Consider the following 24,839-nt stretch of genomic DNA (forward strand, 5'->3'; position numbering starts at 1 on the left):
ATGTATCGTCTGCGCCCATTGGACGCGGGTCGGAGGGTGGGCGTGGCCGTGGCGAGTACGGATCGGATGTTCTTCGGCCAGCCGCGCGGGCTGGTCGGGCTGTTCTTCGCCGAGGCGTGGGAACGGTTCTCCTACTACGGCATGCGCGCGCTGCTGCTGTACTACATGACCGACCGGATTCTGGACGGCGGGCTCGGCATCGACCCGGGCAGCGCGAAATCGCTGATCGCGGTCTACGGCTCGGCCACCTACATGGCGGCGATCCTGGGCGGCTGGATCAGCGACCGGCTGCTCGGGGACCGGCGGGCGACGCTGACCGGCGGTGTCCTGATCATGTGCGGGCACGTCTGCCTGGCGATCCCCGCCGGCGCCGGCGCGTTGTTCGCGTCGATGATCTTCATCGCGAGCGGCACCGGGCTGCTGAAGCCGACGATCTCCTCGTCGGTGGGCGACCTCTACGCGCCGGACGATCCGCGGCGCGACTCCGGGTTCAGCATCTACTACATGGGGATCAGCGTCGGGGCGGTCGCCGCGCCGCTGATCGTCGGCACCGTCGGCGAGAACTACGACTACCACCTCGGGTTCGGTCTCGCGGCGATCGGCATGGCGCTCGGCCTCGTCGTCTACGTGCGCGGCCAGCGCCACCTGAGCCCGCTCAGCTACGCGCCGAAGAACCCGCTGCGGCTGGGCGAGGTTCCCCGGGCGCGGCTGGCCGCGGTGGCGGCCGGGATCGCGGTGCTCGTCGCCGTGCTGTCCGTGGCCGTGGGCACCGGTGCGCTCGGCCCGGGCCGGATCGTCGACCTGATCAGCGTGCTCGCGATCGCGCTGCCCGTCGGCTACTTCACGGTCATGCTGCGCAGTAGGCGCACGACGGCGGCCGAGCGGGCGCGGGTGCGCGGCTACATCCCGATGTTCGTCGCCGCGGTCGCGTTCTGGTGCATCCAGGAGCAGGGTGCGACGGTGATCGCCCAGTACGCGGACGAGAGCACCGACCTGGGCGCGTTCGGGTTCACCATCCCGGCGTCGTGGTTCCAGTCGGTCGGGTCGCTGGTGCTGATCGTGCTGACGCCGGTGTTCGCGGTGATGTGGCTGCGCCTGGACCGGTCCGCCCGCTCCCCCGCCACGGCGCACAAGTTCGCGGCCGGCCTGGCGATCGCCGGGCTGTCGTACCTGATGCTCGTGGTCCCGGCGGCCAGCCCCGGCCAGACCAGCCCGCTGTGGCTGATCGGCAGCCTGGCGGTGGTCACGATCGGCGAGATGTGCCTGTCCCCCATCGGTTTGTCCGCGACGACCCGGCTGGCGCCCGCGGCGTTCGCCACGCAGACGATGGGCCTGTGGTTGTCGTCGAACGCCGCCGGGCAGGGCATCGGGGCGCAGCTGGTGAAGTTCTACGACGCCGGGTCGGCGGCCGCCTACTTCGGCCTGCTCGGCCTGGGCGCGGTCGTCCTCGCCGCGATCCTGTTCGCGCTCGCGCCACTCATCCGGCGGCTCACCGAACGCCGGGTGTCCACAGTGGAGCACCAGGGGCGGCGATGAACCACGCCGGTCAGGCCACGCGCTCGAACACCGCGGCCAGGCCCTGGCCGCCGCCGATGCACATCGTTTCCAGGCCGTAGCGCGCCTCGCGGCGGGTGAGTTCCCTCGCCAGCGTCGTCAGGATCCGGGCGCCGGTCGCGCCTACCGGGTGGCCCAGCGACACGCCGGAGCCGTTGACGTTGAGCCGCTCGTCGGTGTCGCTCAGGCCGAGCGTGCGGGTGCAGGCCAGCACCTGGGCGGCGAACGCCTCGTTCAGCTCGATCAGGTCCAGATCGCGCAGCGACAGCCCGGCCTTGTCCAGGGCCGCCCGGGTCGCGGGCACCGGCCCGATCCCCATCGTCTCCGCGGGCACGCCGGCGCGCGCGAACGACACCAGCCGCACCAGCGGGCGCAGCCCGAGCTTCTCGGCGGTCTCCCGGCTGCTGACCAGGCACGCCGCCGCCGCGTCGTTCTGGCCGCTCGCGTTGCCCGCGGTGACCGTCGCCTCCGGGTCGGTGCGGATCATGACCGGCTTCAGCTTCGCCAGGCCCTCGGCCGTGGTGTCCGGGCGCGGGTGCTCGTCGGCGTCGACCACCGTCTCGCCCTTGCGGGAGCGCACGGTGACCGGGACGATCTCCTCCTTGAACAGCCCGCCCTCGATCGCCCGGGCCGCCCGCTGCTGCGAGCGCAGCGCGAGCGCGTCCTGGTCCTCGCGGGAGATGCCGTGCTCGCGCCGCAGGTTCTCCGCGGTCTCGATCATCCCGCCCGGGATCGGGTGGTGGACCCCGCCCGCGGTGGCCCGGCCGCGCGCCAGCGAGTCGTGCAGCTGCAGCCCGGCGCCCTTGATGCCCCAGCGGCCCTCGTGCGTGTAGTACGGCGCGGCGCTCATCACCTCCGCGCCACCGGCGAGCACCACCTCGCTGAACCCGGCGCGGATCTGCATCGCGGCGTCCAGCACGGCCTGCAGGCCCGAACCACAGCGGCGGTCGATCTGGATGCCGGTGACCGTGTCCGGCAACCCGGCGTCCAGAGCAGCCACGCGCCCGAGCGCGGGCGCCTCCGAGGTCGGGTAGGCGTGCCCGAGGATGACCTCGTCGACGCGCTCCGGGTCCACGCCGGTGCGCTCCACCACGGCGGCCAGCACGTGCGCGGCGACCGCGGCAGGGGTCTGCCCGGCCAGCGCTCCGCCGAACCGGCCGATCGGCGTGCGCAGGGGCTCGCAGATCACGACATCCACGGACATCCGTCGTCCTTTCACGGCTGGGCAGAGATGCCTCCGACCATCGCACCCCGGCACCGAGATGTCCAATATCCGATTGGCATCCGACTGAGACGGCGACCGTCTCAGCGCGGTGGCCGCAGGGCCGGGAACCAGATGTCGCTGAGCACCTGCGCGGCCTCGTCGGCCGTGGAGGTGATCGTGCCCTGCACCGCCCACCGGGTGAAGAACCGCTCCAGCTGGCTGACCAGCAGCTCGATCCGCAGGTGCGCCTCGGCCCGGCGGTCCGGCCCCCAGCGGGCCAGGTAGCGCGGCATCGCGGCGGGCAGCTCGTCGACCGCGCGCTTGGCGATCGCCCGGAACTCCGGTTCGAGCGCGACCGCCTCGTCCCACGCCGGCAGGATCGCCTGGTTCTCCTCGAACCACGCCACCGCGCGCCGCATCCACCGGGTGAACTCGGCACGCGACCCGGAGTCGAGCACCTCGTCCAGCTCCGCGTACACCGCCACCGCGCGCCGCGCCATCGTCTCCGCGCCGATCTTCTGCAGCACCTCGGGCTTGCCGGTGAAGTGCAGGTAGAACGTCGCACGGCTGCAGCCGACCGCGGAGACGATGTCGTCGATCGTCACCGCCGCGTAGCCACGCTCGACGAACAACGCCTTGGCCTGCTCCAGCAGGTCACGCCGGGTCTGCTGCTTCTGCCGCTCGCGCAGGGTCATAACGGTCAGCCTACTCACTGGACACAGCGTCAGCGAACGTGCCACAGTGACTGCGGCATCGTGGCCGGCACAGGAGGTACGCGTTGAGTTCACTCCCGACCGTCTGCATCATCGGCGCCGGCTGCTCCGGCTTCACCACCGCGAAGCGGCTGCGCGACCACGGCATCCCCTACGACTGCTTCGAGATGTCCGACGACGTCGGCGGCAACTGGTACTTCGGCAACCCCAACGGGCGCTCGGCCTGTTACGAGTCGCTGCACATCGACACCTCGACCACGCGGCTGCAGTTCGAGGACTTCCCGGCGGGCGAGGACTGGCCGCACTTCCCGCACCATTCGCTGATCCACCAGTACTTCCGCGACTACGTCGACCACTTCGGCCTGCGCGACACGATCACCTTCAACACCGCCGTCGAGCACGCGGCACGGCAGTCCGGCGGCACCTGGCGGGTCACCCTGTCCACCGGCGAGACCCGGACCTACGACGCGCTCGTGGTCGCCAACGGCCACCACTGGAACCCGTACCTGCCGGACTACCCGGGCACCTTCGACGGGCCGGTCCTGCACAGCCACGCCTACCGCAGCCCGTTCGACCCGGTCGACATGCGGGACAAGCGGATCGTGGTGGTGGGCATGGGGAACTCGGCGCTGGACATCGCCTCCGAGCTGTCGCACCGCGCGATCGCCCGGCACGTCTGGGTGTCCGCCCGGCGCGGGGTGTGGGTGCTGTCCAAGTACCGCGGCGGGAAACCGGCGGACAAGATGATGATGCCGCCGTGGATGCCGAAGAAGCTCGGCCTGGCCCTGTCCCGGCGGGCCATCAAGAAGACGCTGGGCAACATGGAGGACTACGGGCTGCCCAAGCCGGACCACGAGCCGCTGTCCGCGCACCCGTCGGTGAGCGTGGACTTCCTCGCCAAGGCCGGCTCGGGCGATCTGACGTGCGTGCCCGCGATCGAGCGGCTGGACGGCGACGCCGTGGTGTGCGTGGACGGCACCCGCATCGAGGCCGACGTGATCGTGTGCGCGACCGGCTACCGGATGGCGTTCCCGTTCTTCGACGACCCGGAGCTGCTGCCGGACGCCGAGCACCGGATGCCGCTGTTCAAGCGGATCGTCAAGCCGGGCGTCGGCAACCTGTACTTCGCCGGGCTGGCGCAGGCGTCCCCGACGATCGTGAACCTGGCCGAGCAGCAGAGCAAGCTGATCGCCGCGCACCTGACCGGGGAGTACGAACTGCCGGCCGTGGCGGAGATGACGGCGGTCATCGCGCGTGACGAGGCCAAGCACCTCGGGCAGTACTACTCCGCGCCGCGGCACACCATCCAGCTCGACTTCGCCCGCTACGTCCGGGACCTGCACCGGGAGATCGAGGCGGGCCGGAAGCGGGCGGCGGCCCTGACGTGAACGGGCACTGCGACGCGCGGTTCGCCGCGCTCGGCGACCTGCTGGCGAAGCGGTTGCGCGACGGCGACGAAGCGGGCGCCTCGGTCTGCGTGATCGCCGACGGCGTGGTGGCGGTGGACCTGTGGGGTGGCTTCGCCTCCCCCGGCGTGCCGTGGACGCGGGACACGCTGGTGACCACGTACTCGCTGACCAAGACCATGGTGGCGCTGGTGGCGCTCGCACTCGCCGACCGGGGCCTGCTGGATCCGGACGCGCCGGTGGCGCGGTACTGGCCGGAGTTCGGCGCCGCGGGCAAGGAAGGCGTGCTGGTGCGGCACGTCCTGGGCCACACGTCGGGCGTGTGCGGGTGGGACGCGCCGGTGACGCTGGACGACGTCTGCGACACCACGCGAGCGGCCGCGTTGCTGGCGGCCCAGGAGCCGTGGTGGACACCCGGCGACGGCTCCGGCTACCAGGCGGTCAGCCACGGGCACCTGGTCGGCGAGCTGGTCCGGCGGGTGACCGGGCGGTCGCTGGGCACGGTGCTGCGCGCGGAGTTCGCCGAACCGCTCGGGGCGGACTACTGGCTGGGCGCCCCGCCGGACCTCGATTCCCGGCTCGCCACGCTGGTTCCGCCGCCGTCGTCCGGGGTGGACTACGCCGCGCTCGGCGCGGTGGCGATCCGGACGCTGACGAATCCGCTGATCCCGCCCGCGGTGACGACCACCCGGCCGTTCCTCACGGCCGAGCTGGGCGGGCTGAACGGGCAGGGCAACGCGCGTTCGGTGGCGCGGCTGCAATCGGTCGTCTCCCACGGCGGCGTGATCGACGGCAGGCGTTACCTGTCGGAGTCCACTGTGGACCGGATCTTCGACGTGCAGGCCGATGGCGTGGACCGGGTGCTGGGCGCGCCGGTCCGGTTCGGGCTCGGCTACGCGGTGGACGGCCGGACGTGCTGGTGGAGCGGCTTCGGCGGCTCGGTGGTGGTCAACGACCTCGACCGGCGCCTGACCTTCGCCTACGTCATGAACCGGATGGCGCCGGGCCTGCTGAACGCGCCGAACACGACCGCCTACCTGGACGCGCTGCGGTCCTGCCTGGACTGACGCGCCGCGAACGGGCCGGTGAAGGCGAGCCCGGCGAACCGCTCCCCCATGCTCCGGTGGGTGTCCGCGTCGGGGTGCAGGCCGTCGGGCAGGGGGCGTCCGGCGTAGTCGGCCTCGCCGTACAGCTCGCGTCCGTCGAGGTAGTGCAGGTTCTCGTCGGCGCGCTGCTCGACGATCCGCGCCAGCTCGTCGCGGATGACGCGCAGCGTGAGTTTCCCCGCGGCGGCGTCCGCGGGGTCGCCGGTGGCCCGGAACCGCACGACGCCCGCCCGCAACGCGGCGAGGTCGAACGCGCCGGGGCCGGGCGTGTCCTCGTGGATCGGGCAGTGGATCGGCGAGACGACCAGCAGCGGCACGTCCGGGTGCCCGTCGCGGATCGTGTCGAGGAACCCGTGCACCGCCGGGGTGAACGCCCGCAGCCGCATCACGTCGCTGTTCACCAGGTTGATCCCGATCTTGACGCTGATCAGGTCGGCGGGCGTGTCGCGCATGACGCGCGCGGTGAACGGGTCGAGCAGCGCGCTGCCGCCGAAGCCCAGGTTGACCAGCTCGGCGCCGCCCAGCCGGGCGGCGACCGCGGGCCACGTGGTGGCGGGGCTCGCGGCGTCCGAGCCGTGGCTGATCGAGCTGCCGTGGTGCAGCCACACGCGGCCCCGCGACGGCGACGGCTCGACCGGCGCGTCGGTGCGCAGCGCGATCAGCTCGGTGATCTCGTTGTGCGGCAACCAGATCACCACGTCCTTGTCCGCGCCGGGCAGACCGTCGAACCGCACGGTGCCGGGCGGGCCGGGCTCCATCCGGGCGGCGCCGCTGGACAGGTCGAGGTGGACGGTGTTGCCGCCGCCGACGCCGCGCTGGGCGGTGAACCGGCCGTCGACGAACAGGTCGTACACGCCGTCCGGGCGCGGCGGGGCGCCCACGTACGCGCGGGTGGTGCGCAGCGCGTCCAGCTCGACGACGGTGGCCCGGGTCCGGATCGCCAGCCGCACGCCGGAGGGTTGCGACTCCGCCATGGCCAGCTGCGCGTCGGCCCTCGCGCGCGCCCACGCGGGCAGGCGGTGCGGCAGCAGGCCGTGCGCGGTGGTTTCCAGGTCCAGCGCGCCGCGCAGCAGGTCCGCGGTCAGCGGTGTGGTGATCATGATCCGGTCCGTTCCGGCCAGTTTCGCAGGGTGGCGTCGAGGACCTCGAGGATTCGCGTCCAGGATTGGCCGGTGCCGGGCGCGCTGTGGCCGAACCCGCCGCCCGATTCGAGCGCGACGAAGCCGTGGAAGACGCTGCCCAGCAGACGGACGGCGTGCGGGTGGTCGGCTTCCGGCACGTCGTAGCCGCGCAGGATCGCCCGCATCATCCGGGTGTGCTCGGGCCCCGCGCTCGCGGCGGCGTGCTCCGGGTCGAGCCGGAACTGCGCCGCGGCCCACCGGCCGGGGTGCCGGCGGGCGTAGTCCCGGTAGACGCCGGCGAACGCGACCAGGGCGTCCTTGCCCGAGCGCCCGGCCAGCGCCTCGGCGGCCCGCGCGGCGAGTTCCCCCAGCGCGAGCAGCGCGATGCGGACCTTGAGGTCGTGGGCGCTGCGCACGTGCGAATACAGGCTCGCCACCTGAACCCCGAGGCGCCGCGCCAGCGCCGACGGGGTCACCGCGTCGAACCCGGCCTCGTCGGCCAGCTCCGCACCGGCCTGGGCCACCCGCTCCGCGGTCAGTCCCGCTCGCACCATGCCTAAAGGCTATCAGATACTTCCTAAAAGTTTTAGGAAGGTCGCGCCGTATAGGTCGTTATACACAAATTGGGTGCGGAAGGCGTGCCAGCGGCGGCAGGCCAGGGCGTTGCCGGTCCTGACTCCCCATGATCCCTCCAGCTAGCGGCGCGTGAGCAGGAAGATCGGCAGCTCCCGGCCGGCGGCGAGGCGCTCCATCTCGTAGCCGGGCCAGAAGTCGAGCAAGCGCTGCCACATGCGGTCGTAGTCCTCGCCCTTGACGGGCTTCGCCGTCACCGGGATCTCGCGTCCGCGGATGGCGACCGTGGCCTCGGCGTGCTCGCGCAGGTTGTAGGTCCAGCCGGGATCGCGGGGACGGCCCCAGTTGGAGCCGACCAGCACGAAGCCGTCCTCGTGCGGGAAGTACAGCAGGTTCGTGCTGCGGGGCAGTCCGCTCTTGCGCCCCAGGGTGGTCAGCCGCAGCGACGGCAGGCCCGCGATGCCGACCAGGCTGACCCGCCCGCCGAACAGGCCGTGCAGCCGCTTGTCGGCCCAGATGATGACCTTCGCGAGCCGCATCAGCCACGGCCGGGTGCCCAGCCTGCGGGCCAGGAGCGGGAGCGGGTTCTTCACGACCCCTATTGGACCACCCGCCCGCTCCCGCCACCGATCACCCCGCATTGGGGTGCCGGTCACCACCGCGCCTCGGCGCCGGCCCGGCACCGCGGCTAGCGCGTGTTTCAAAGCTGGGAGCTGGTGTGATGGCGATGACGATTGCGTCGGGTTGTGACGGGGCGAGCGGGCCTGACCGACGGCATTGGACGGCACTGGAACCACTGCTGCGCATCGGCAGAAAGCCTGGCCGCTCGCGAAGTGGACCGAACGGTCGCTGATCAACGGGATCCGCTGGCGGATCCGGGTCGGGGCACCCTGGCGAGACATCCCCCAGGTCGATGGGCCGTGGCAGACGGGGTGCGGGTTGTTCCGACGCTGGCGACGTGACGGCACGGGGAAGCGGATCCTCCCCGGCGTGCAGGCTCGCGCGGAAGCCGCCGGGCTGATCACCTGGGCTGTGAGTGTGGATTCCACGGCCAGCCGGGCGCCCCAGCATGCGGCTGCCGCACGGCCAAGGGGATCCGCAGGTCGAACCGCCCGGCGGGATCGCCGCCGAACCTGCTGAACACGGGCTCGGCCGCTCCCGGGGCGGGTTCACGACGAAGACTCATCTGGCTACCGAGCAGGGCCAGAAGCCGTTGCCGTTGCTGGTGACCGCCGGACAACGAGCCGACAGCCCTCAGTTTCAGGTGGTGTCGGAGGGTGTTCGGGTGGCCCGTATCGCCGGTGGTCGAGCACGGACCCGGCCGGATCGGGTGCCGACCGACAAGGGGCCTGCAGCTCCCGCGCTGACCGCGGCTACCTGCGGCGTTGTAGCCGTGTGGGGGGCCGGCCACCAGCGTTCGATCCAGAGGTCTCCAAGCAGCGGCACGCGGTGCTGCATCAACCGGCTCAAACGCAACCGGGCAGTGGCCACCCGCTACGACAAGCTCGCCGCGCGTTTTCGAGGCGGTACCGATGATCGCCTCGATCAACGCGGGGCTGCCCCGCTGACAAAACACGCACTAGCTCACCGCGCGCGCCAGGGACACCCCGAACCGCCCCTGGGCGTCGGTCCACCAGTGCGCCACCTCGAAGCCCGCGTCGGCCAGTTCGGTGGTCACTCCTTCGCGACGGAACTTCGCCGAGATCTCCGTCCGGATGTACTCCCCGGCCTCGAACGACACCTCCATGCCCGCGCCCGGGATCGACACGCGCACCGCCTCCGGGGCGCGCAGCCGCATCTCGATCCACTCGTTCCCGGCGTCCCAGTGGGCCACGTGCTCGAAGGAGTCCGGGTCGAAGTCCGCGCCCAGCACCTCGTTGACCACCCGCAGCACGTTGCGGTTGAACTCCGCCGTCACCCCGGCCGCGTCGTCGTAGGCGCGCACCAGCGTCTCCGCGTCCTTGACCAGGTCGGTGCCCAGCAGGAACCACTCACCACCGGCGAGCACGTCCCGCACCGAGCGCAGGAACTTGCCGCGGTCGGCCGGCAGGAAGTTGCCGATCGTGCCACCGAGGAACGCCACCAGCCGCGGCGGCTCACCGGGCAGCAGGCCCAGGTGCTCGGTGAAGTCGCCGACCACCCCGCGCACGTCCAGCCCCGGGTAGCCGGCCTGGATCGCCTCCACCGCCTCGGCCAGCGCCGACTCCGACACGTCCAGCGGCACGAACGTGCGCAGGCTGCCGTGATCGCGCAACCCGTCCAGCAGCAGCCGGGTCTTCTCGCTCGACCCGGAACCGAGTTCGACCAGCGTGTGCGCGCCGGTGATCCGCGCGATCGCCCCGGCCTCCCGCGCCAGCACCTCCCGTTCGGACCGCGTCGGGTAGTACTCGGGCAGCGCGGTGATGTCCTCGAACAGCCGGCTTCCCGTCGCGTCGTAGAACCACTTGGACGGCAGCCACTTCTGCTCGGCCGACAGCCCCTCCCGCACGTCCGCGCGCAGCGCCTCGGCGATGTCGGTGGCGCTGCGGTGGATGTCCAGTTCGGACTCGGTCATCAGGGAACACTCCGATCGGCGTTGAGGGGGATGACTTCGACGGCGCCGTGCTCGGCGCGGACCAGGTGCCGGTCCGGCACCTCCGACCAGCCGGGCGCGTCGTCGAGCGGTTCGGACGCGAACAGGACCGACTCGCCCTCGACCCGCACCGACAGGGCGTGGGTCCAGGCCGTGCCGACCAGCACGGTGCCGTCGGTGAGCAGGAAGTTCAGCCGCGACCCCGGCGCGGCCCGCTCGACCTGCGCGATCAGGTCGGCGACCGCCCCGGCGGGGTCCTCCCCCGCCGCGAGCCGCTCGCGCAGCAGCGCCCACAGCACCGCCGAGTCGGTGGGCGCCTCCAGCGTCATCAGGTCGGTGACGGGCAGCTTCCCGGCGAGCACGGCGAGGCTGTCCGGCCAGCCGCGCACCATCCCGTTGTGGCTGAACAGCCACCGGCCCCCGGTGAAGGGCGCGCACGCGCCCTCCCCGGACGGCATGCCGGTGGTGCCGTTGCGCACCGCGGCGACGAACGCGCCACTGTGGACCGATCGCGCCAGCCGCGGCAGGTCGTGGTCGCTCCACAGGGGAACCGGTCGCCGGTACCGCACCGGCTCCGGCCCGTCGTCGTACCAGCCCAGCCCGAACCCGTCGGCGTTCACCACACCACCGCCGCGCATGTCCCGCGGCGCGTAGGTCTGGCGCAGCAGCGAGTACGGCGCGTCGAACACCGCGTCCACCGGCGAGCGGGGCGGGCCCAGGTAACCCACGTGACGGCACATCTCAGGCCCGCTCGCCCGGCGGGACGTCCCGCGCGCATCGGAACCCGGAGAAGATCTGCCGCCGGATCGGGTAGTCCCAGTTGCGGAACGTGCCGCGCACGGCCGCCGCGTCGGTGCCGAACGAACCGCCGCGCAGCACCTTGTACTCCGGCCCGAAGAACACCTCCGAATACTCCCGATAGGGGAACGCGCGGAAGCCCGGATAGCCGGCGAAGTCGGTGCTCGTCCACTCCCACACGTCGCCGATCAGCTGGTGCACGCCGAACGCCGAGGCACCCTTCGGGTAGGCGCCCGCCGGGGCCGGGGACAGGTGCCGCTGGCCCAGGTTCGCGTGCTCGGGCGTGGGATCGTCGTTGCCCCACGGGTACCGCCGGGACTCCCCGGTCGCCGGGTCGAACCGGGCGGCCTTCTCCCACTCCGCCTCGGTCGGCAACCGTTTGCCGGCCCACTTCGCGTACGCCTCGGCCTCGTGGAACGACACGTGCACCACCGGCTGATCGGCCGGCACCGGTTCGTGCACCCCGAACCGGACGCGCCACCAGCCGTCCGGTTCGCGCCGCCAGAACCGCGGCGCGGTGATGTCGTGCGCGGTGCGGTACTCCCAGCCCGCCGCGCTCCACCACTCGCGCTGCTCGTAGCCGCCCGCCTCGAGGAACTCCACGTACGCGCCGTTGGTCACCGGCACCGTGTCCAGGTAGAACGCGTCCACGTGGACCTCGTGCGCGGGGCGCTCGTTGTCCAGCGCCCACGGCTCGAGCGAGGTGCCCATCACGAACGGGCCGGCCGGGACCAGGACCTCCCCGGGCAGCGGCCCGGACCGGGCGGGCGGCGGCTCGGGCGCGTGCAGCACCGGATCGCCCCGGCGCAGCTGGTGGGTGGCCAGCATGGTCTCGTCGTGCTGCTGTTCGTGCTGGGTGATCATGCCGAAGGCGAACCCGGCCTCGGTGAGCGGGCGGCCGGTCATCGGGGCGCGCTCCAGGACGTCGAACGCCTTGGCCCGCACCTCGGCGACATACGCGCGCGCCTCCGCCGGGCCCAGCAGCGGCAACGACGGCCGGGTGGCGCGCGGGTGCTGGAAGGCGTCGTAGAGGTCGTCGATGTCGGGCCGCAGCGGCTCCCGGCCGCCCACGTCCCGCACCAGCCACAACTCCTCCTGGCTGCCGATGTGCGCGAGGTCCCAGACCAGCGGCGACATCAGCTTCGAGTGCTGGCGGACGAGGTCGTCGTCGTCCACCGCGCCAGTGAGCGCGGTGCTGCGGGCGCGGGCCCGCTCCAGCGCCGCGGCCGCGCGGGACCGCAGGGCCTCGGCGGGCAGGTCCCGCACCGGGTTCGGCGCCTCGGTCAGCGGCGACACCTCGGTCATTTCGTCCCCTCCCCGGCGTGCGCGAGCCGCTGCACGCCTTCGCTGATCCGGTCGACGGTCTCCTCGGTCAGATCGGTGCGGGCCAGCTCGGCGCACCCGAGGTCGGCGACCTCGCGGGCCACCGCCGCGATCCGCGGGTCGGCCATCCCGGCGCGCGCGGCCCTTTCCCACTCCCCTTCGACGGGCGCGCACACCTCGCGCACGCGGTCCACAGTGGACGGCCGGTCGAGCAGGGCGGTCAGCAAGGCGACCGGGTGCAGCCAACGGTGCCGCGGCTGGGCGTCGAGGTAGCGGACCTCCAGGTAACCGTGGGGCCGCACCGGGGTGAACATCGTGGACAGGTGGTAGTCGAGGTCGGCCAGCGTCGGCCGCCGCAGGACCCGCCCGGCGCCGCGGCCGGTGGCCCAGCCGGCGAAGCTCAGGTCCTCCGGCGCGTCCCACGGCTCCCCGCCCCGGCGCACCACCAGCAGCGGCGTGTCCAGGACGCGGCGGGACCAGCTGTCCACCGGGTCCGGGCCGCACGCGGCGGCCGCGGTCCGGCACGGTTCGGTGTTCATCACCGCGAGCCAGCGGGCCGAGGCCGCGCCGGTGTCGCGGCCCGCGTGCCGCCGCGAGTTGGCGAACAGGGCCAGCAGCGGCGGCCCGAGCGCGTGGATCGCCGCCCAGCGGGCCGGGAACGTGTCGGCTTCCCCGGCGTCGACGCAGACCTGCAGGCCGGCGGTGCTGCACATCATCGTGACCCCGCCGGGGCCCATCGGGGCGAACCGGCGTTCCATCGCGGCGTAGCGGGGGGTGTCGAGCAGCCGGGCCGGTGCGCGGTGGGCGTCGATGCCGTCGTCGCGCAGGACGAACCCGTGGCGGGCGAGGAGTCCGGTGAGGTGTTCCAGATCGGCGGTGACCGCCGCGGCGAGCTCGCGGAGCGAGGCCTGGGGCAGGGCGGAGATCTCCACCTGGCCGCCGGGTTCGAGAGTCAGCGGGGAGCCGGCCGGCAACGGGCGGGCCGGGCTGTCGGGACTGAGGGTGCGCGGGGCGTGCGGGCCGAGCGCACGGGCGAGGTCATCAGGGTCGAGTGGTCTTCGGGGGTCGCCGGCGTAGTGCACGGTGTACTCCAGCTCCACGCCGAGCAGGCGCGGTGGGCCGTGCTTGAAGCACACGGACGCCACGTACGCCTCACCCTCGGCGCGGTCGGAAACCACCTTCGCCGCCACCGCCCCGCCCGGGGCGGGAGAAACGGGCCGAGCCGTTGTCATGTCGTGTCCAATCTCTGCGGAGCACTCGTCTTCGGAAGCTACACGCGGGCACCGACAATTTCAGGCGTCGAACGGACCGTACCGGCCACGGCGCGGGAGGTTCGGAAGAATTGCAGTAAGTACGTACGGTTTGCGAAAGCCGGGCACCCGGTGTCAGGATCTAGCCATGCCCCGGGTGAGCCAGGACCACCTCGAAGCGCGCAGGCGCCAGATCCTCGACGGTTCCCGTGTCTGTTTCGCCCGGTACGGCTACGAGGGTGCCACGGTACGCAGGCTGGAGGAAGCGACCGGGCTGTCCCGGGGCGCGATCTTCCACCACTTCCGTGACAAGGAGTCACTCTTCCTCGCCCTCGCGGAGGAGGACGCCGCCCGGATGGCCGACGTCGTGGCCCAGCAGGGCCTGGTGCAGGTGATGCGCGACCTGCTCGCCGAGGGCAGCGACCACCCCGCCGACTGGCTGGGCACCCGCCTGGAGGTCTCCCGGCGGCTGCGCACCGACCCGGAGTTCCGCGGCCGCTGGGCCGAGCGCTCGCAGCAGCTGACCGCCGCGACCCGGCAGCGCCTGCAGTGGCAGCGCCAGGCCGGCAACCTCCGCGACGACGTGGACGTGGACGTGCTCACCGCGTACCTGGAGCTGGTCCTGGAGGGCCTGGTCTCGCACCTGGCGATGGGCCTGCCCGCCGACGACCTCGGGCCGGTGCTCGACCTGGTCGAGGAGAGCGTGCGACGGCACCGGGCGCGGGCCGCCGCCGAGTCCTGACACGCTCACCAGCGCCGATACCACTCGTGCGCACGCGCGGGCGGGTATCATGGCGGCACACTTTCAGCCAACTCCCAAGGAGTGACTTCTTTCGTGCGCGACGCGCAGTCACCTGGTGACAGTACGAAGCCGGGTGGCGAACCCGGCGTTCCCGAGCACCTCCCCGGCCCGGTTCAGGACCGTGATGGCCGATGATGGAAGTGCTCCTCTCCGTTCTCGGAGTCGTTTTCTTCGTGTTGCTCACCGTCGGCACCGGTCTCGCGGTGGCCGCCGAGTTCTCCCTCACCGCCCTCGAGCGCAGCACCGTCGAGGCGCACGTCCGCCAGGTCGGTGACAAACGGGCCCACACGGTCCGCAAGGCGCATTCGACGCTGTCGTTCCAGCTCTCCGGCGCGCAGGTGGCGATCACGCTGACCACCCTGGTCACCGGGTACGTCGCGGAGCCCCTGATCGGCAACCTGGTCCGCCCGCTGCTCACCGGCGCCGGGCTGTCCGACGGCCTCGCCGCGGGCACGTCCCTGGTCATCGCGCTGCTGCTGGCGACGATCCTGTCGATGGTGCTGGGCGAGATGGCGCCGAAGAACCTCGCCGTGGCCAAGCCGCTGGAGACCGCGCGGGCCGTGATGGGCTACCACTCCCGGTTCTCGGCGCTGTTCCGCTGGCTGATCACGCTGATGAACAACAGCGCCAACTGGGTCGTGCGCAAGTTCGGCATCGAGCCGCAGGAGGAGCTGCGCTCGGCGCGCTCGCCGCAGGAGCTCGGCTCGATCGTGCGCACCAGCGCGGAAAGCGGCACGCTCGACACCTCGACCGCGCAGCTGCTGGACAAGTCGCTGCGCTTCGGCGACCGCACCGCCGAGGAGCTGATGACCCCGCGCGTGCAGGTCCAGTCGCTGACCGTCGGCGAGACGATCAACGACCTCGTCGAGCTGTCCCGGCGCACCGGGTTCTCGCGGTTCCCGGTCTACACCGAGGACCTGGACGACGTGCAGGGCGCGGTGCACGTGAAGCAGGCCTTCGCGGTGCCCGCCGCCGAGCGCGGCACCGTGCGGATCGGCTCGGTGATGCGCCCGGTGCCCACCGTGCCGGAGTCGCTGCCGGGTGACGCGCTGCTGTCCCGCCTGCGGGACTCGCGCTTCCAGCTGGCCATGGTCGTCGACGAGTACGGCGGCACGGCCGGCCTGGTGACGCTGGAGGACGTGGTCGAGGAGATCATCGGCGACGTCCGCGACGAGCACGACACCGGCGAGGCGCCGTCCTCGCAGCGCGTCGGCACCGACACCTGGCTGGTGTCCGGGCAGCTGCGCGCCGACGAGGTCACCGAGATCACCGGGTTCCGGATGCCCGACGGCGACTACGAAACGATCGCGGGCCTGATGCTGGAGCGGCTCGGCCGCATCCCCGAGCCGGGTGACTCCACCGAGGTCGACGGCTGGCGGCTGACCGTGTCCGCGATGGACCGGCTGCGGATCGCCGAGGTGAGCCTGCGGCCGCTGGCCGGGGCGCGGCCGGAGGTGGCGCGGTGAACGACGGGCTCGCCATCTTCCTGATCGTCGTCCTGCTGCTGCTCAACGCGTTCTTCGTGGGCGCGGAGTTCACCCTGATCTCCTCGCGCCGCGACCGCCTGGAGGCCCTGCTCGAGCAGGGCAAGACCCGGGCCCGGATCGTGATCAACGCGAGCAGGCACGTGTCGCAGATGCTCGCCGGCGCCCAGCTGGGCATCACGATCTGCTCCCTGCTGCTGGGCCGCCTCGGCGAACCGGCGGTGGCACACCAGCTCGAGGGGCTGTTCGAGCTGATCGGCCTGCCGGACGTGGTGCTGCACGCGGTGTCGTTCGCGATCGCGCTGGCCTTCATCACGGTCCTGCACGTGCTGATCGGCGAGATGGTGCCGAAGAACCTCGCGATCGCCGAACCGGAGCGGCTGGCGCTGTGGCTGGTGCCGATCCACGTGGGCTGGGTCAAGCTCACCAACCCGTTCGTCTGGCTGCTCAACGCCATGGCCAACGCGCTGCTGCGGGTGGTCCGCGTCGAGCCCAAGGACGAGCTGGAGACCGCCTACACCTCCGACGAGCTGGCCGAGCTGCTGTCCGAGTCGCGCCGGGAGGGCCTGCTGGAGCAGTCCGAGCACGAGCGGCTGAGCCAGACGCTGTCGTCGGTGGAGAAGACCGTGGCCGACGTCTTGGTGCCCACCGCGGAGCTGACCACCCTGCCGAGCGCGCCGACGGTGGGCGAGGTGGAGGCGGCGGTGTCCTCGACCGGCTTCTCGCGCTACCCGCTGCGGTCGGCCGGCGGTGAGCTGATCGGGTACCTGCACGTCAAGGACGTGCTCGACCAGATCGGCGAGCCCGCGGGGAGCACGGTCCCGGCGGACAGGACGCGGCCGCTGACCGATCTGCCGGTGCACGCCCGCCTGGACGAGGCGCTGTCCGCGATGCGGCGCGAGGGCAGCCACCTGGCCCGCGCGCGGGACGCCGACGGCACGATCATCGGTGTCGTCGCGCTGGAGGACCTGGTCGAGGAGTACGTGGGCACGGTGCGCGACGGGACGCACGTGACGGCGTGATGCGGGTGCTGACCGAGGACGAGTGGCGGGCCCGGGAACGCGAGCACGTCGCGCGGGTCCGCCGCTGGACCGTGCCCTACCAGGAGCGCCGGTCGCGGGGCGAGAAGCACCCGGTGCACGACTTCCTGTTCCAGTACTACCCGCACCGCCCCGCGCACCTGGAGCGGTGGAGCCCGGGGCCGGGTGTGGTGCTCGCGGGCGCCCGCGAGTTCCTGGAGCGGCCGGGTTTCCGGGAGGCCGAGGGGGGCGTGGTGGTCGGCGAGTTGCCGGCCAAGCGGGTGGCGACGGTGCGGGCGCTGCTCGTGCTGCTGGAGGCCACCGCGTCCCGCGCGCCGCGGCTGAGCTGTTTCGGGTTGCACGAGTGGGCGATGGTGTACCGGCAGCCGCCCGGGCAGGTGCGGCACAACCAGCTGCCGCTGCGGCTCTGGCCGGCGGGCACCGACACCGTGGTGGAGTCGCTGGAGCTCCGTTGTGGACACTACGACGCGTTCCGGTTCTTCACCCCGCCGGCGCGGCCGCGCAACGCGCTGGAGCCGTCGCGGGAGCGGCAGGTGGAGCTGGAGCAGCCGGGGTGCCTGCACGCCAACATGGACCTGTACCGGGCGGCGTTCAAGCTCGACCCGTTCGTGCCGTCCGAGCTGGTCGCGGACTGCTTCGAGCTGGCGGTGGAGATCCGGGAGCTGGACATGCGGGCCAGCCCGTACGATTTGTCCGGGCTCGGCTACTCCCCCGTGCGGATCGAGACCGCCCGGGGGCGCGCGGAGTACGCGCGTGCCCAGGCGGCGTTCGCGGCCCGGGCGGAGCCGCTGCGCACTCGGCTGATCGAGCACTGCCGGACGCTGCTCGCAGCAGAGCGGTAACGCTCAGTCCTGCGATTTTCTTGGGTTCATCACGTTTCGCTAACGGCGAACCCCTGTTAGGGTGAACATCGTTTGTCGGAGCACACGGAGAGTTGAGGAAGAGCACGTATGGGGCGACACAGCAGGGGCGACGACCCCGCTCACGGCCGTCCTGAGACTCGGACCGCGGCGCCGCGGCCGGGCGAGGTCGTGGGGGCCTTCCCAGTGGATCCCGGCCCGGCGAGCGGATACCGGCGCGTGCCGGACGCTCCTGGTGAGACGACGGGCAGCCGCCGCGCCCTCGACTCCGGCTACCGCACCACCCCCAGTGAGGCGACAGGCAGCCGCCGCGCCCTCGACTCCGGCTACCGCACCACCCCCAGTGAGGCGACAGGCAGCCGCCGCGCCCTCGACTCCGGCTATCGCACCACCCCCGGCGAGACCACCGGCAGCCGCCGGGCGATCACGGCCGACACCACCGGCAGCCGCCGCGCCGCGGTGGGCGCCTCCGAAACCACCGGCAGCCGCCGCGCGGGTGCCGCTGAGGCCACTGGCAGCCAGCGTGCGGTGGGTGAGGCGTCGGGCTCTCGGCGTGGCCGCGCGGGCCGGAGCGCCGGCACCCGGCAGGTCCTCGCGGTGGATGGGCGTCCCCAGCTCGGCCGCCGGCGGGCCTCGCCGGGCGAATCGACCGGCTCGCACCGCGTCGCGCCGCCCGGGGAGGCGACCGGCTCGCACCGCGTGCTCGGCGAGACCAAGCGCGGCATCGCGAAGTGGCCGATCGTCGCCGCGAGCTTCGTCGTGCTGCTCGTCCTGGGGCTCCTCGGCTGGGGCTGGGCCGACAGCATCCTCAACAGCCGCGCCGAGGCCCAGGCCAGCGCCTGCGCCGAGGGCGACTCCACCCTCAGCGTGGTCGCCGCCCCGTCCGTGGCGCCCGCGGTGACTGCCGCCGCCGAGCGGTGGAACCAGGCGAGGACCGTCGTGCGCGCGCACTGCGTCCACGTCCGGGTGCAGGCCATCGACGACCAGCGCGTCCTGCTCGCCCTGACCGGCCGCGGCAACCTCGACTCGATCGGCGGCCAGCCCGCCGTGTGGATCCCGGAAACCACGGCGACGATCACCCAGCTGACCGCCGCCCGGCCCGCCCTACTGACCTCCCCGGCCGAACCGCTGGCGACCACCCCCACCGCCGACTACCCGTGCGCGGTGCTCACCGCCGACGCCGTGGACGAGGTCCAGCAGCGCGCCTCCCAGGTGTTCCGCAACTACCTGCAGGAACCCGCGCAGAAGGCCGACTTCGACCGGGTGCTCACCCCCGGCGCCTGAGGACCCGGACCGGCTCCGCCCTCCGGGCCACCACCGCACCGGGCAGATCCGGCGCCCCGCACCGGCCCGGGCCGCTCGCCGCCGGTGGTCACGCTGACCGGGTGAGCACCTCGCGGGTGGCCGCGTCCGCCGGGTAGAACGACTCGATCACCAGCTCGGCCAGCGTGACGTCCAGCGCGGTGCCGAAGGTCGCGACCACCGACAGCAGGGTCAGCTCGGCGTCCCCGCGGCGCAGCCGCACCGGCACGAACACCGACCCGGCCGGCGCCTCGTCCACCGGATCGTCGCACGGGTACCCGCTCACCTCGGTCAGCAGGCCGGCCAGATCGGGGTCCCCGGTGATCTCCACCTGGCGCCGCAGCCGTCCCAGCAGCTCGGCCCGCCACTGCCCCAGGTTGATCACGTGCGGCGCCAGGCCACGGGGGTGCAGCGCGATCCGCAGGACGTTGGCCGGCGGCTCCAGCAGGGCCGGGTCGGCGAGATCGGTCAGCAACGCGATGCCGCTGTTGCTCTCGACGAGGTCCCAGTTGCGGTCCACGACCACCGCCGGGTACGGCTCGTGCCCGGCGAGCAGGTGCCGGACGGCGTCGAGCGCCGCGCCCACGTCGGGCAGCGGGGTCTCCGGGAACACCGGGGCGTAGCCGGCGGCCAGCAGCAGCCGGTTGCGTTCCCGCAGCGGCACCTCCAGCCGCTCCCCCAGGCGCAGCACCATGTCGCGGCTGGGCTGGGACCGGCCGTTTTCCAGGAAACTCAGGTGGCGCGTGGAGATCTCGGCGGACAGGGCGAGGTCGAGCTGGCTCAGCCGTCGGCGTTCCCGCCAGTTCCGCAACTGCTCGCCCACGGGGCGCTGCATGGTCGTCACCCGTGCGAAGTTACGGGGTTCGGGGGCACGGCCGCCATTACCTCCGGCGTAATCGACGCGCCGCGCGTTCCGGGAGATCGTGATCAGGTCACACCGACCACATCAGGAGGATCGAATGTCCGACTACACCACCCTCGCCCACCGCTACATCGACGTGTGGAACGAGACCGACGCCGACAAGCGCCGGGCGCTGGTGGAGGACCTGTTCACCCCGGACGCCACCTACACCGACCCGCTGGGCGCGGTGCGCGGCACGGACGGGATCGACGGGTTCGTCGCCGGAGCGCAGGCGCAGTTCGCCGGGCTGACCTTCAGCCTCGGCGGCGCCGTGGACGGCCACCACGACCAGGCGCGGTTCACCTGGCACCTGGGCGCGCCCGGTGCCGCGGAGCCGCTCGTCATCGGCTTCGACGTGGTGGTGATCGACAACGGCCGCATCAGCCAGGTGCTGGGATTCCTGGACAAGGTGCCCAGCTGACGAAAGCCGCCGGCCGGCCCGGAACCCCCAGTTCCGGGCCCTCCCCACTCTGTCGTGCCCCGTCAGGGCGCCTGAGAGGTTCACCCGAGAGTTGAGCCGGGTTTGCACCTTCGGCGGGGCCGGACGGAGTTGTGCCCGTCAGCCCGCTTTCCAGAGGCGTCTCGTCCGCGCGGTCCAGGGTGCCTGAGAGGTTCCGGGGAGGATTTGCTCCTTCGGCGCCGGGCGCGCTGGTGGTGGCCCGGTCTCTCCCGCGCGGCTTCGGCGACCGCGATCAGTACCCTACTCCCCGGTTCGGCCGGACGATCACCCGGTCCGGCGAGCGTTGCGGCGCTGGGTGAGTTCGTCGGGTACGACCGATTCGACCTCGCCACCGTCGGCGCGCTCGGCCGGGAAGTCGTGGATCGTGCCGCTGATCTCCTGCATCGGCACCTTCACCGCGATCCCGAACACGCCCTGGCCGCCCTGGAGCAGATCCACGATCTCCTCCGGCGAGGTGCACTCGTAGACCGTGGTGCCGTCGGAGACCAGCGTGACCTTCGCCAGGTCACGCGCCCCGCGTTTGCGCAGGTGCTCGACGGCCACGCGGATGTTCTGCAGCGAGACGCCCGTGTCGAGTAAACGCTTGACGATCTTGAGGGCGAGGATGTCCTTGAACGAGTACAGCCGCTGCGAGCCCGAACCGTGGGCGGTGCGGATGCTCGGCGCGACCAGCCCGGTGCGCGCCCAGTAGTCCAGCTGCCGGTAGGTGATGCCGGCGATCTGACAGGCCGCGGGACCCCGGTATCCGACCAGCTCGTCAGGCAGGGACGAGTCCGGGAAGAGCTCACCCTGCTCCCCGGGCACGACCTGAACCGGCCTTTCGTCGACCACGCATGCCTCCCCTCGCCCGGCCGGTGCGGCCGGTCGAAACAAGCACCCGGGGTCCTGGACAGGACCCGCGGCAGTGGTAAACCGCCTCCGCGCTCGTGACCGCGCTGTGCCCCAGTGACCGCGCCGCGGCCGAATCACACCGAAGCGATTTACCGCCATCGACGGTATGCGTGGGGGCGCCCCTGGTCAACGCGACGCGCGGCCCGCCTCGACGGTGTCTCGAGAGTTGACCGGTCAAGACGCCCCGACCACGGTTACCCGGACGGGTAATTTTCCGCCGCCGGCACCGTGCGCGGCCCCGGAACGCGCCGAAGGGGCCCTCCCGGCCGGTGCTCGAGCCGGGAAGACCCCTTCGGCGCCGCCGGAGGGCGGGCGGTCAGGTGTCCGCGCCGCGGAAGTCCTCCGGCGAGACGGATTCGAGAAATTCGCGGAACTTCTCGACTTCGTCCTCCTGCTCGTCCGGGATGATGAGCCCGGCCTCGTCGAGCACCGCGTCCACCGCGTGGATCGGCACCCCGACGCGCAGGGCCAGCGCCACCGAGTCGCTCGGCCGCGCGGACACCCGGACGTTGCCGTCGAAGACCAGTTCGGCGAAGAACGTGCCTTCGCGCAGGTCGGTGATCACGACCTGCTCGAGCTCGCGGCCCAGCGCGCCGATGACCTCCTTGAGGAGGTCGTGGGTCAGCGGGCGGGCGGGGCGGACGCCCTGCTGCTCGAGCGCGATCGCGGTGGCTTCCACGGACCCGATCCAGATCGGGAGGTACCGCTCACCCTGCGCCTCCCGCAGCAACAAGATCGGCTGGTTCGCGGGCAACTCCACCCGCACGCCGACGACGCGCATTTCGCTCATCGGGCTTCGCCTCCCTCTCGTGTGCGCGGGCCGCAGCGCTGGTCCGAGGGCCCCGCATCGACATCTCCGACGCTACCCGCCATCCCGACGCCGTGCTCGCTTTCGGGAACCGTGTGGCAGTCGCATGGACCGTTCCGGCAAATCCATCACCAACGGTACGGCATCGGCGGCCCGCTGCGGAGCCCCGAAACCATGTCATTACCGTCGCGAGCCGCGACCAGCGGAGATCCAGACCGGCCGGTCGCGCTCATCCGTCCGTCACGTCCCGGATGCCCGCTTTGACCAGCAGCGTGTGCAAGGTCACGGACAGCGCGGCGAGCTGGCGCGCCAGTTCGTCCGCGCGCGCCTTGGCGTCCGCGTCCCGGTGCCGGGCCACCGGCCGCACGATCTGCTCGAGCAGCCCGACCTCGCGGTCGGCCGACGAGCGGAAGGCGCGCAGGTGCCGCGGTTCGATGCCGAACTCGGTCATGGCGCGGACCGTGCGGGCCACCAGCACCGCGTCCGGGTCGTAGAACCCGGCGGCGCCGGGGCGGATCAGCCCGTACTGCTCCAGCTCGGCGAGCAGCGCGCCGTCGACGCCGGCCTCGGCGAGCAGGTCCTCCCGGGTCAGGCGGACGTCGCGGCCCGGCGCGAAGTCGTCGGGCCGGGGCAGGCCGTCCCCCGCGCCCGGGGTCGCCGGGAGCGGGACCAGCTTGCGGGGCAGTTTCCCGAGGGGCTGGCCGTCGGTCAGGCCGCGGTCGGCCGCGTCGAGCTGTTCCTTGATGACCTTGAGCGGCAGGTAGTGGTCCCGCTGCGCGGCCAGCACGAACCGCAGCCGTTCGACGTCCGCCGCGGAGAACTGCCGGTATCCGGACGCGGTCCGGCCCGGGCGGACCAGTCCCTCGGACTCGAGGAACCGGATCTTGGAGATGGTGACATCGGGGAAGTCCGGGCGCAGCTGCGCCAGTACCGCCCCGATGCTCAGTCCATCACGCTGTGGCCGCCCGGCAGCCGTCACCGCGCCCCCTGGCCCCCGTGCCCCGGGCCGGTCAGGAAGACCAGGCGGAACTTGCCGATCTGCACCTCGTCACCGCCCGCGAGCACCGCCTGGTCGACCGGCTCGCGGTTGACGTAGGTGCCGTTGAGGCTGCCCACGTCGATGACGACGAACTCCCCGCCCTCGCGGCGGAACTCCGCGTGGCGGCGGGACACCGTGACGTCGTCGAGGAAGATGTCGCTGTCCGGGTGGCGCCCGGCGCTCGTGGTGTCCCGGTCGAGCAGGAAGCGCGAACCCGCGTTCGGGCCCCGCTTGACCACCAGCAACGCCGTACCGGCCGGCAGCGCGTCGACACCGGCGACCGAAGGCTCCGGCGTCGGCGCCTCCTGACCCTCCACGTCCGCCAGGAAGTCGGCCCGGAAGACCGAGGTCCGCTCCGGAGACTGCTCCGGGGGAACGCCGGGCCCGTCGTTGGTGCTCACCTGAGCTCTCCTCACCACTGATGTGTCGCTGGCTGAAAACCTGTGGCTGCCAACGTACCGTGCCTGATCGATTCGGCCCCCGCGGCTCCCCCCAAAACGCGGTCCTAGCCTGCGGTCAGCCGGTTGTAGGCGTCGGCGTCGAGCAGTCCCGCCACGGCGTCGGCGTCGCTCACCTTGATCTCGACGAGCCAGCCCTCGCCGTAGGGGTCGCTGTTGATCAGCTCGGGCGAGTCGGCGACCGCGTCGTTGACGGCGACGACCTCGCCGTCGACCGGGGCGAACAGCTCGGACACGCTCTTGGTCGACTCGACCTCGCCGAACGGCTCGCCCGCGGTGACCGACTTGCCGGCCTCGGGCAGGTCGACGAACACCACGTCACCCAGCTGGTCCTGCGCGTACTCGGTGATCCCCACGCGGACCACGTCGTCGGCACGGGTGGCCACCCACTCGTGCTCCTCGGTGTAGCGCAACTCTTCTGGCGCGGACACTCCACGTCCCCTTTCCTGCCCCGGCTCGCGCGAGGCGTCGCGATGCTCGCGCGCAGTCTTACATCCGCGCGCCCGCCCTGGCACGCCGGACCGCCCAGAAGGTCTGCAGCAGGTACAGCACGCCGGACCACACGTACAGCACGGTGCCCCACGCGGTAAAGGAGTAGGCGATGGGCCGGGCGATCGCGGCCGCGGTCGAAGCGCCCTGCGTGAGCAGCAGGAACGGGAAGGCGTACATCAGCACGAAGGTCGCGGCCTTGCCGATGTAGGTGACCTCGGGCGGGGCGTAGTCGTGGCGGCGCAGGACCAGCAGGGCCACACCGACGAGCAGCTCGCGCCCGACGAGCACCGCGACGAGCCACCAGGGCACGATGCCGCGGACCAGGAAGGCGACCAGCGTGGCGACGATGTAGAGCCGGTCGGCGGCCGGATCGAGCAACTGCCCGAGGCGGCTCGTCTGGTCCAGCCAGCGCGCGAGCTTGCCGTCCAGCCAGTCGGACAGGCCGCTGAACACCAGCAGCGCGAGGGCCCAGCCGTCGGCCTTCGGGCCGAGCAGGAGCCACAGGAACACCGGGACGCCCGCCAGCCGCAGCAGGGACAGCAGGTTCGGCACGGTCCACGCCTGCCGCAACAGGCTGGGCTCGGCCGTCTCGGTGCGCGGTTCGATCACGGGATGAGCCTAATCGGTGGTGCGGGGGCGGGTTCACCCCTTCGGGCCAGGCGGGCACCGCGGGGGTGATGGT

26 protein-coding genes and 1 riboswitch are annotated in these 24,839 nt (G+C 72.4%); of the genes, 10 read left to right on the forward strand and 16 right to left on the reverse strand.

Features of this window, described 5'->3' with window-relative positions; translation table 11 throughout:
* Positions 1–48 precede the first annotated feature (48 nt).
* Positions 49–1,536: a peptide MFS transporter gene (locus D0D15_RS17195; RefSeq protein ID WP_233157244.1), complete on the forward strand. Its 1,488-nt coding sequence runs from the start codon at positions 49–51 to the stop codon at positions 1,534–1,536.
* 10 nt (positions 1,537–1,546) lie between these two features.
* On the opposite strand, the gene D0D15_RS17200 is transcribed toward D0D15_RS17195, so the two are convergent.
* Positions 1,547–2,758 carry an acetyl-CoA C-acetyltransferase gene (locus tag D0D15_RS17200; protein WP_115944565.1) on the reverse strand — a complete coding sequence of 404 codons (1,212 nt, stop codon included), beginning with the start codon at positions 2,756–2,758 and terminating at the stop codon, positions 1,547–1,549.
* Between the two features lie 101 nt (positions 2,759–2,859).
* Entirely contained in the window at positions 2,860–3,453 is a 594-nt protein-coding gene (locus D0D15_RS17205; RefSeq protein ID WP_094005315.1) for a TetR/AcrR family transcriptional regulator, read from the reverse strand.
* A gap of 83 nt (positions 3,454–3,536) precedes the next feature.
* Between D0D15_RS17205 and D0D15_RS17210 the strand changes: the two genes are divergently transcribed.
* Complete coding sequence (locus D0D15_RS17210; protein ID WP_094005314.1) at positions 3,537–4,859, forward strand: flavin-containing monooxygenase; 1,323 nt, start codon at positions 3,537–3,539, stop codon at positions 4,857–4,859.
* The gene (locus D0D15_RS17215; RefSeq protein WP_094005313.1) at positions 4,856–5,944 is read left to right on the forward strand and encodes a serine hydrolase domain-containing protein; all 1,089 of its coding nucleotides are present in this window, start codon (positions 4,856–4,858) and stop codon (positions 5,942–5,944) included. Before D0D15_RS17210 ends, D0D15_RS17215 begins: the two co-directional genes overlap by 4 nt.
* Here D0D15_RS17215 and D0D15_RS17220 read toward each other — a convergent pair.
* The 3 genes from D0D15_RS17220 to D0D15_RS17230 form a co-directional block, all read right to left on the reverse strand.
* Positions 5,911–7,083: an SGNH/GDSL hydrolase family protein gene (locus D0D15_RS17220; protein WP_094005312.1), complete on the reverse strand. Its 1,173-nt coding sequence runs from the start codon at positions 7,081–7,083 to the stop codon at positions 5,911–5,913. The genes D0D15_RS17215 and D0D15_RS17220 overlap by 34 nt on opposite strands.
* Positions 7,080–7,658, reverse strand: coding sequence for a TetR/AcrR family transcriptional regulator (locus D0D15_RS17225; protein WP_094005311.1), 579 nt, complete (start codon positions 7,656–7,658; stop codon positions 7,080–7,082). The genes D0D15_RS17220 and D0D15_RS17225 overlap by 4 nt, the downstream gene beginning before the upstream one ends.
* 141 nt (positions 7,659–7,799) lie before the next feature.
* A complete protein-coding gene (locus D0D15_RS17230) occupies positions 7,800–8,270 on the reverse strand; it encodes a nitroreductase family deazaflavin-dependent oxidoreductase (protein ID WP_094005310.1) in 471 nt (156 codons plus the stop codon).
* A 184-nt stretch (positions 8,271–8,454) separates the two neighbouring features.
* Between D0D15_RS17230 and D0D15_RS37040 the strand changes: the two genes are divergently transcribed.
* Positions 8,455–8,817, forward strand: a complete 363-nt coding sequence (locus D0D15_RS37040; protein WP_233157243.1) for a transposase — start codon at positions 8,455–8,457, stop codon at positions 8,815–8,817.
* A 439-nt stretch (positions 8,818–9,256) separates the two neighbouring features.
* On the opposite strand, the gene egtD is transcribed toward D0D15_RS37040, so the two are convergent.
* Genes egtD through D0D15_RS17255 form a run of 4 tightly spaced genes read right to left on the reverse strand, consistent with a single transcriptional unit; the run spans position 9,257 to position 13,602 of the window.
* The gene (gene egtD / locus D0D15_RS17240; RefSeq protein ID WP_094005309.1) at positions 9,257–10,231 is read right to left on the reverse strand and encodes an L-histidine N(alpha)-methyltransferase; all 975 of its coding nucleotides are present in this window, start codon (positions 10,229–10,231) and stop codon (positions 9,257–9,259) included.
* The gene (gene egtC, locus D0D15_RS17245) at positions 10,231–10,989 is read right to left on the reverse strand and encodes an ergothioneine biosynthesis protein EgtC (protein ID WP_094005308.1); all 759 of its coding nucleotides are present in this window, start codon (positions 10,987–10,989) and stop codon (positions 10,231–10,233) included. Before egtC ends, egtD begins: the two co-directional genes overlap by 1 nt.
* 1 nt (position 10,990) lies before the next feature.
* The gene (egtB, locus tag D0D15_RS17250; RefSeq protein ID WP_198958210.1) at positions 10,991–12,352 is read right to left on the reverse strand and encodes an ergothioneine biosynthesis protein EgtB; all 1,362 of its coding nucleotides are present in this window, start codon (positions 12,350–12,352) and stop codon (positions 10,991–10,993) included.
* Positions 12,349–13,602: a glutamate-cysteine ligase family protein gene (locus tag D0D15_RS17255; protein WP_094005307.1), complete on the reverse strand. Its 1,254-nt coding sequence runs from the start codon at positions 13,600–13,602 to the stop codon at positions 12,349–12,351. Before D0D15_RS17255 ends, egtB begins: the two co-directional genes overlap by 4 nt.
* 166 nt (positions 13,603–13,768) lie before the next feature.
* On the opposite strand from D0D15_RS17255, the gene D0D15_RS17260 reads away from it, so the two are divergent.
* From D0D15_RS17260 to D0D15_RS36595, 5 genes are all read left to right on the forward strand, one after another.
* Entirely contained in the window at positions 13,769–14,362 is a 594-nt protein-coding gene (locus tag D0D15_RS17260) for a TetR/AcrR family transcriptional regulator (protein WP_094005306.1), read from the forward strand.
* 191 nt (positions 14,363–14,553) lie between these two features.
* Positions 14,554–15,888 carry a hemolysin family protein gene (locus D0D15_RS17265; RefSeq protein WP_094005305.1) on the forward strand — a complete coding sequence of 445 codons (1,335 nt, stop codon included), beginning with the start codon at positions 14,554–14,556 and terminating at the stop codon, positions 15,886–15,888.
* Positions 15,885–16,928, forward strand: a complete 1,044-nt coding sequence (locus D0D15_RS17270) for a hemolysin family protein (protein WP_094005304.1) — start codon at positions 15,885–15,887, stop codon at positions 16,926–16,928. Before D0D15_RS17265 ends, D0D15_RS17270 begins: the two co-directional genes overlap by 4 nt.
* Complete coding sequence (locus D0D15_RS17275; protein ID WP_115944566.1) at positions 16,928–17,788, forward strand: 3-methyladenine DNA glycosylase; 861 nt, start codon at positions 16,928–16,930, stop codon at positions 17,786–17,788. Before D0D15_RS17270 ends, D0D15_RS17275 begins: the two co-directional genes overlap by 1 nt.
* A gap of 237 nt (positions 17,789–18,025) precedes the next feature.
* The gene (locus D0D15_RS36595) at positions 18,026–19,090 is read left to right on the forward strand and encodes a substrate-binding domain-containing protein (RefSeq protein WP_198958209.1); all 1,065 of its coding nucleotides are present in this window, start codon (positions 18,026–18,028) and stop codon (positions 19,088–19,090) included.
* 88 nt (positions 19,091–19,178) lie between these two features.
* Here D0D15_RS36595 and D0D15_RS17285 read toward each other — a convergent pair whose 3' ends face one another.
* On the reverse strand, positions 19,179–19,943 hold the full coding sequence (locus D0D15_RS17285; RefSeq protein ID WP_094005469.1) for a helix-turn-helix transcriptional regulator: 765 nt from the start codon (positions 19,941–19,943) through the stop codon (positions 19,179–19,181).
* A 124-nt stretch (positions 19,944–20,067) separates the two neighbouring features.
* On the opposite strand from D0D15_RS17285, the gene D0D15_RS17290 reads away from it, so the two are divergent.
* Entirely contained in the window at positions 20,068–20,430 is a 363-nt protein-coding gene (locus D0D15_RS17290; protein WP_094005302.1) for a nuclear transport factor 2 family protein, read from the forward strand.
* Between the two features lie 160 nt (positions 20,431–20,590).
* Positions 20,591–20,691: riboswitch (glycine riboswitch) on the reverse strand.
* Between the two features lie 42 nt (positions 20,692–20,733).
* On the opposite strand, the gene D0D15_RS17295 is transcribed toward D0D15_RS17290, so the two are convergent.
* From D0D15_RS17295 to clsA, 6 genes are all read right to left on the reverse strand, one after another.
* Entirely contained in the window at positions 20,734–21,300 is a 567-nt protein-coding gene (locus D0D15_RS17295; RefSeq protein ID WP_094005301.1) for a MerR family transcriptional regulator, read from the reverse strand.
* A 376-nt stretch (positions 21,301–21,676) separates the two neighbouring features.
* A complete protein-coding gene (locus D0D15_RS17300; RefSeq protein WP_017988091.1) occupies positions 21,677–22,150 on the reverse strand; it encodes a bifunctional nuclease family protein in 474 nt (157 codons plus the stop codon).
* Positions 22,151–22,397: 247 nt separating this feature from the next.
* Positions 22,398–23,147 carry a transcriptional regulator FtsR gene (ftsR, locus tag D0D15_RS17305; RefSeq protein WP_162830597.1) on the reverse strand — a complete coding sequence of 250 codons (750 nt, stop codon included), beginning with the start codon at positions 23,145–23,147 and terminating at the stop codon, positions 22,398–22,400.
* Positions 23,144–23,608: a glycogen accumulation regulator GarA gene (garA, locus tag D0D15_RS17310; protein ID WP_017988089.1), complete on the reverse strand. Its 465-nt coding sequence runs from the start codon at positions 23,606–23,608 to the stop codon at positions 23,144–23,146. Before garA ends, ftsR begins: the two co-directional genes overlap by 4 nt.
* 104 nt (positions 23,609–23,712) lie before the next feature.
* Entirely contained in the window at positions 23,713–24,096 is a 384-nt protein-coding gene (gene gcvH / locus D0D15_RS17315) for a glycine cleavage system protein GcvH (RefSeq protein WP_094005300.1), read from the reverse strand.
* A 58-nt stretch (positions 24,097–24,154) separates the two neighbouring features.
* Positions 24,155–24,766, reverse strand: coding sequence for a cardiolipin synthase ClsA (gene clsA, locus D0D15_RS17320; RefSeq protein WP_094005299.1), 612 nt, complete (start codon positions 24,764–24,766; stop codon positions 24,155–24,157).
* Between the last annotated feature and the right edge of the window lie 73 nt (positions 24,767–24,839).

Source organism: Amycolatopsis thermalba (genome assembly GCF_003385215.1).
GTDB lineage: Bacteria > Actinomycetota > Actinomycetes > Mycobacteriales > Pseudonocardiaceae > Amycolatopsis_E > Amycolatopsis_E thermalba.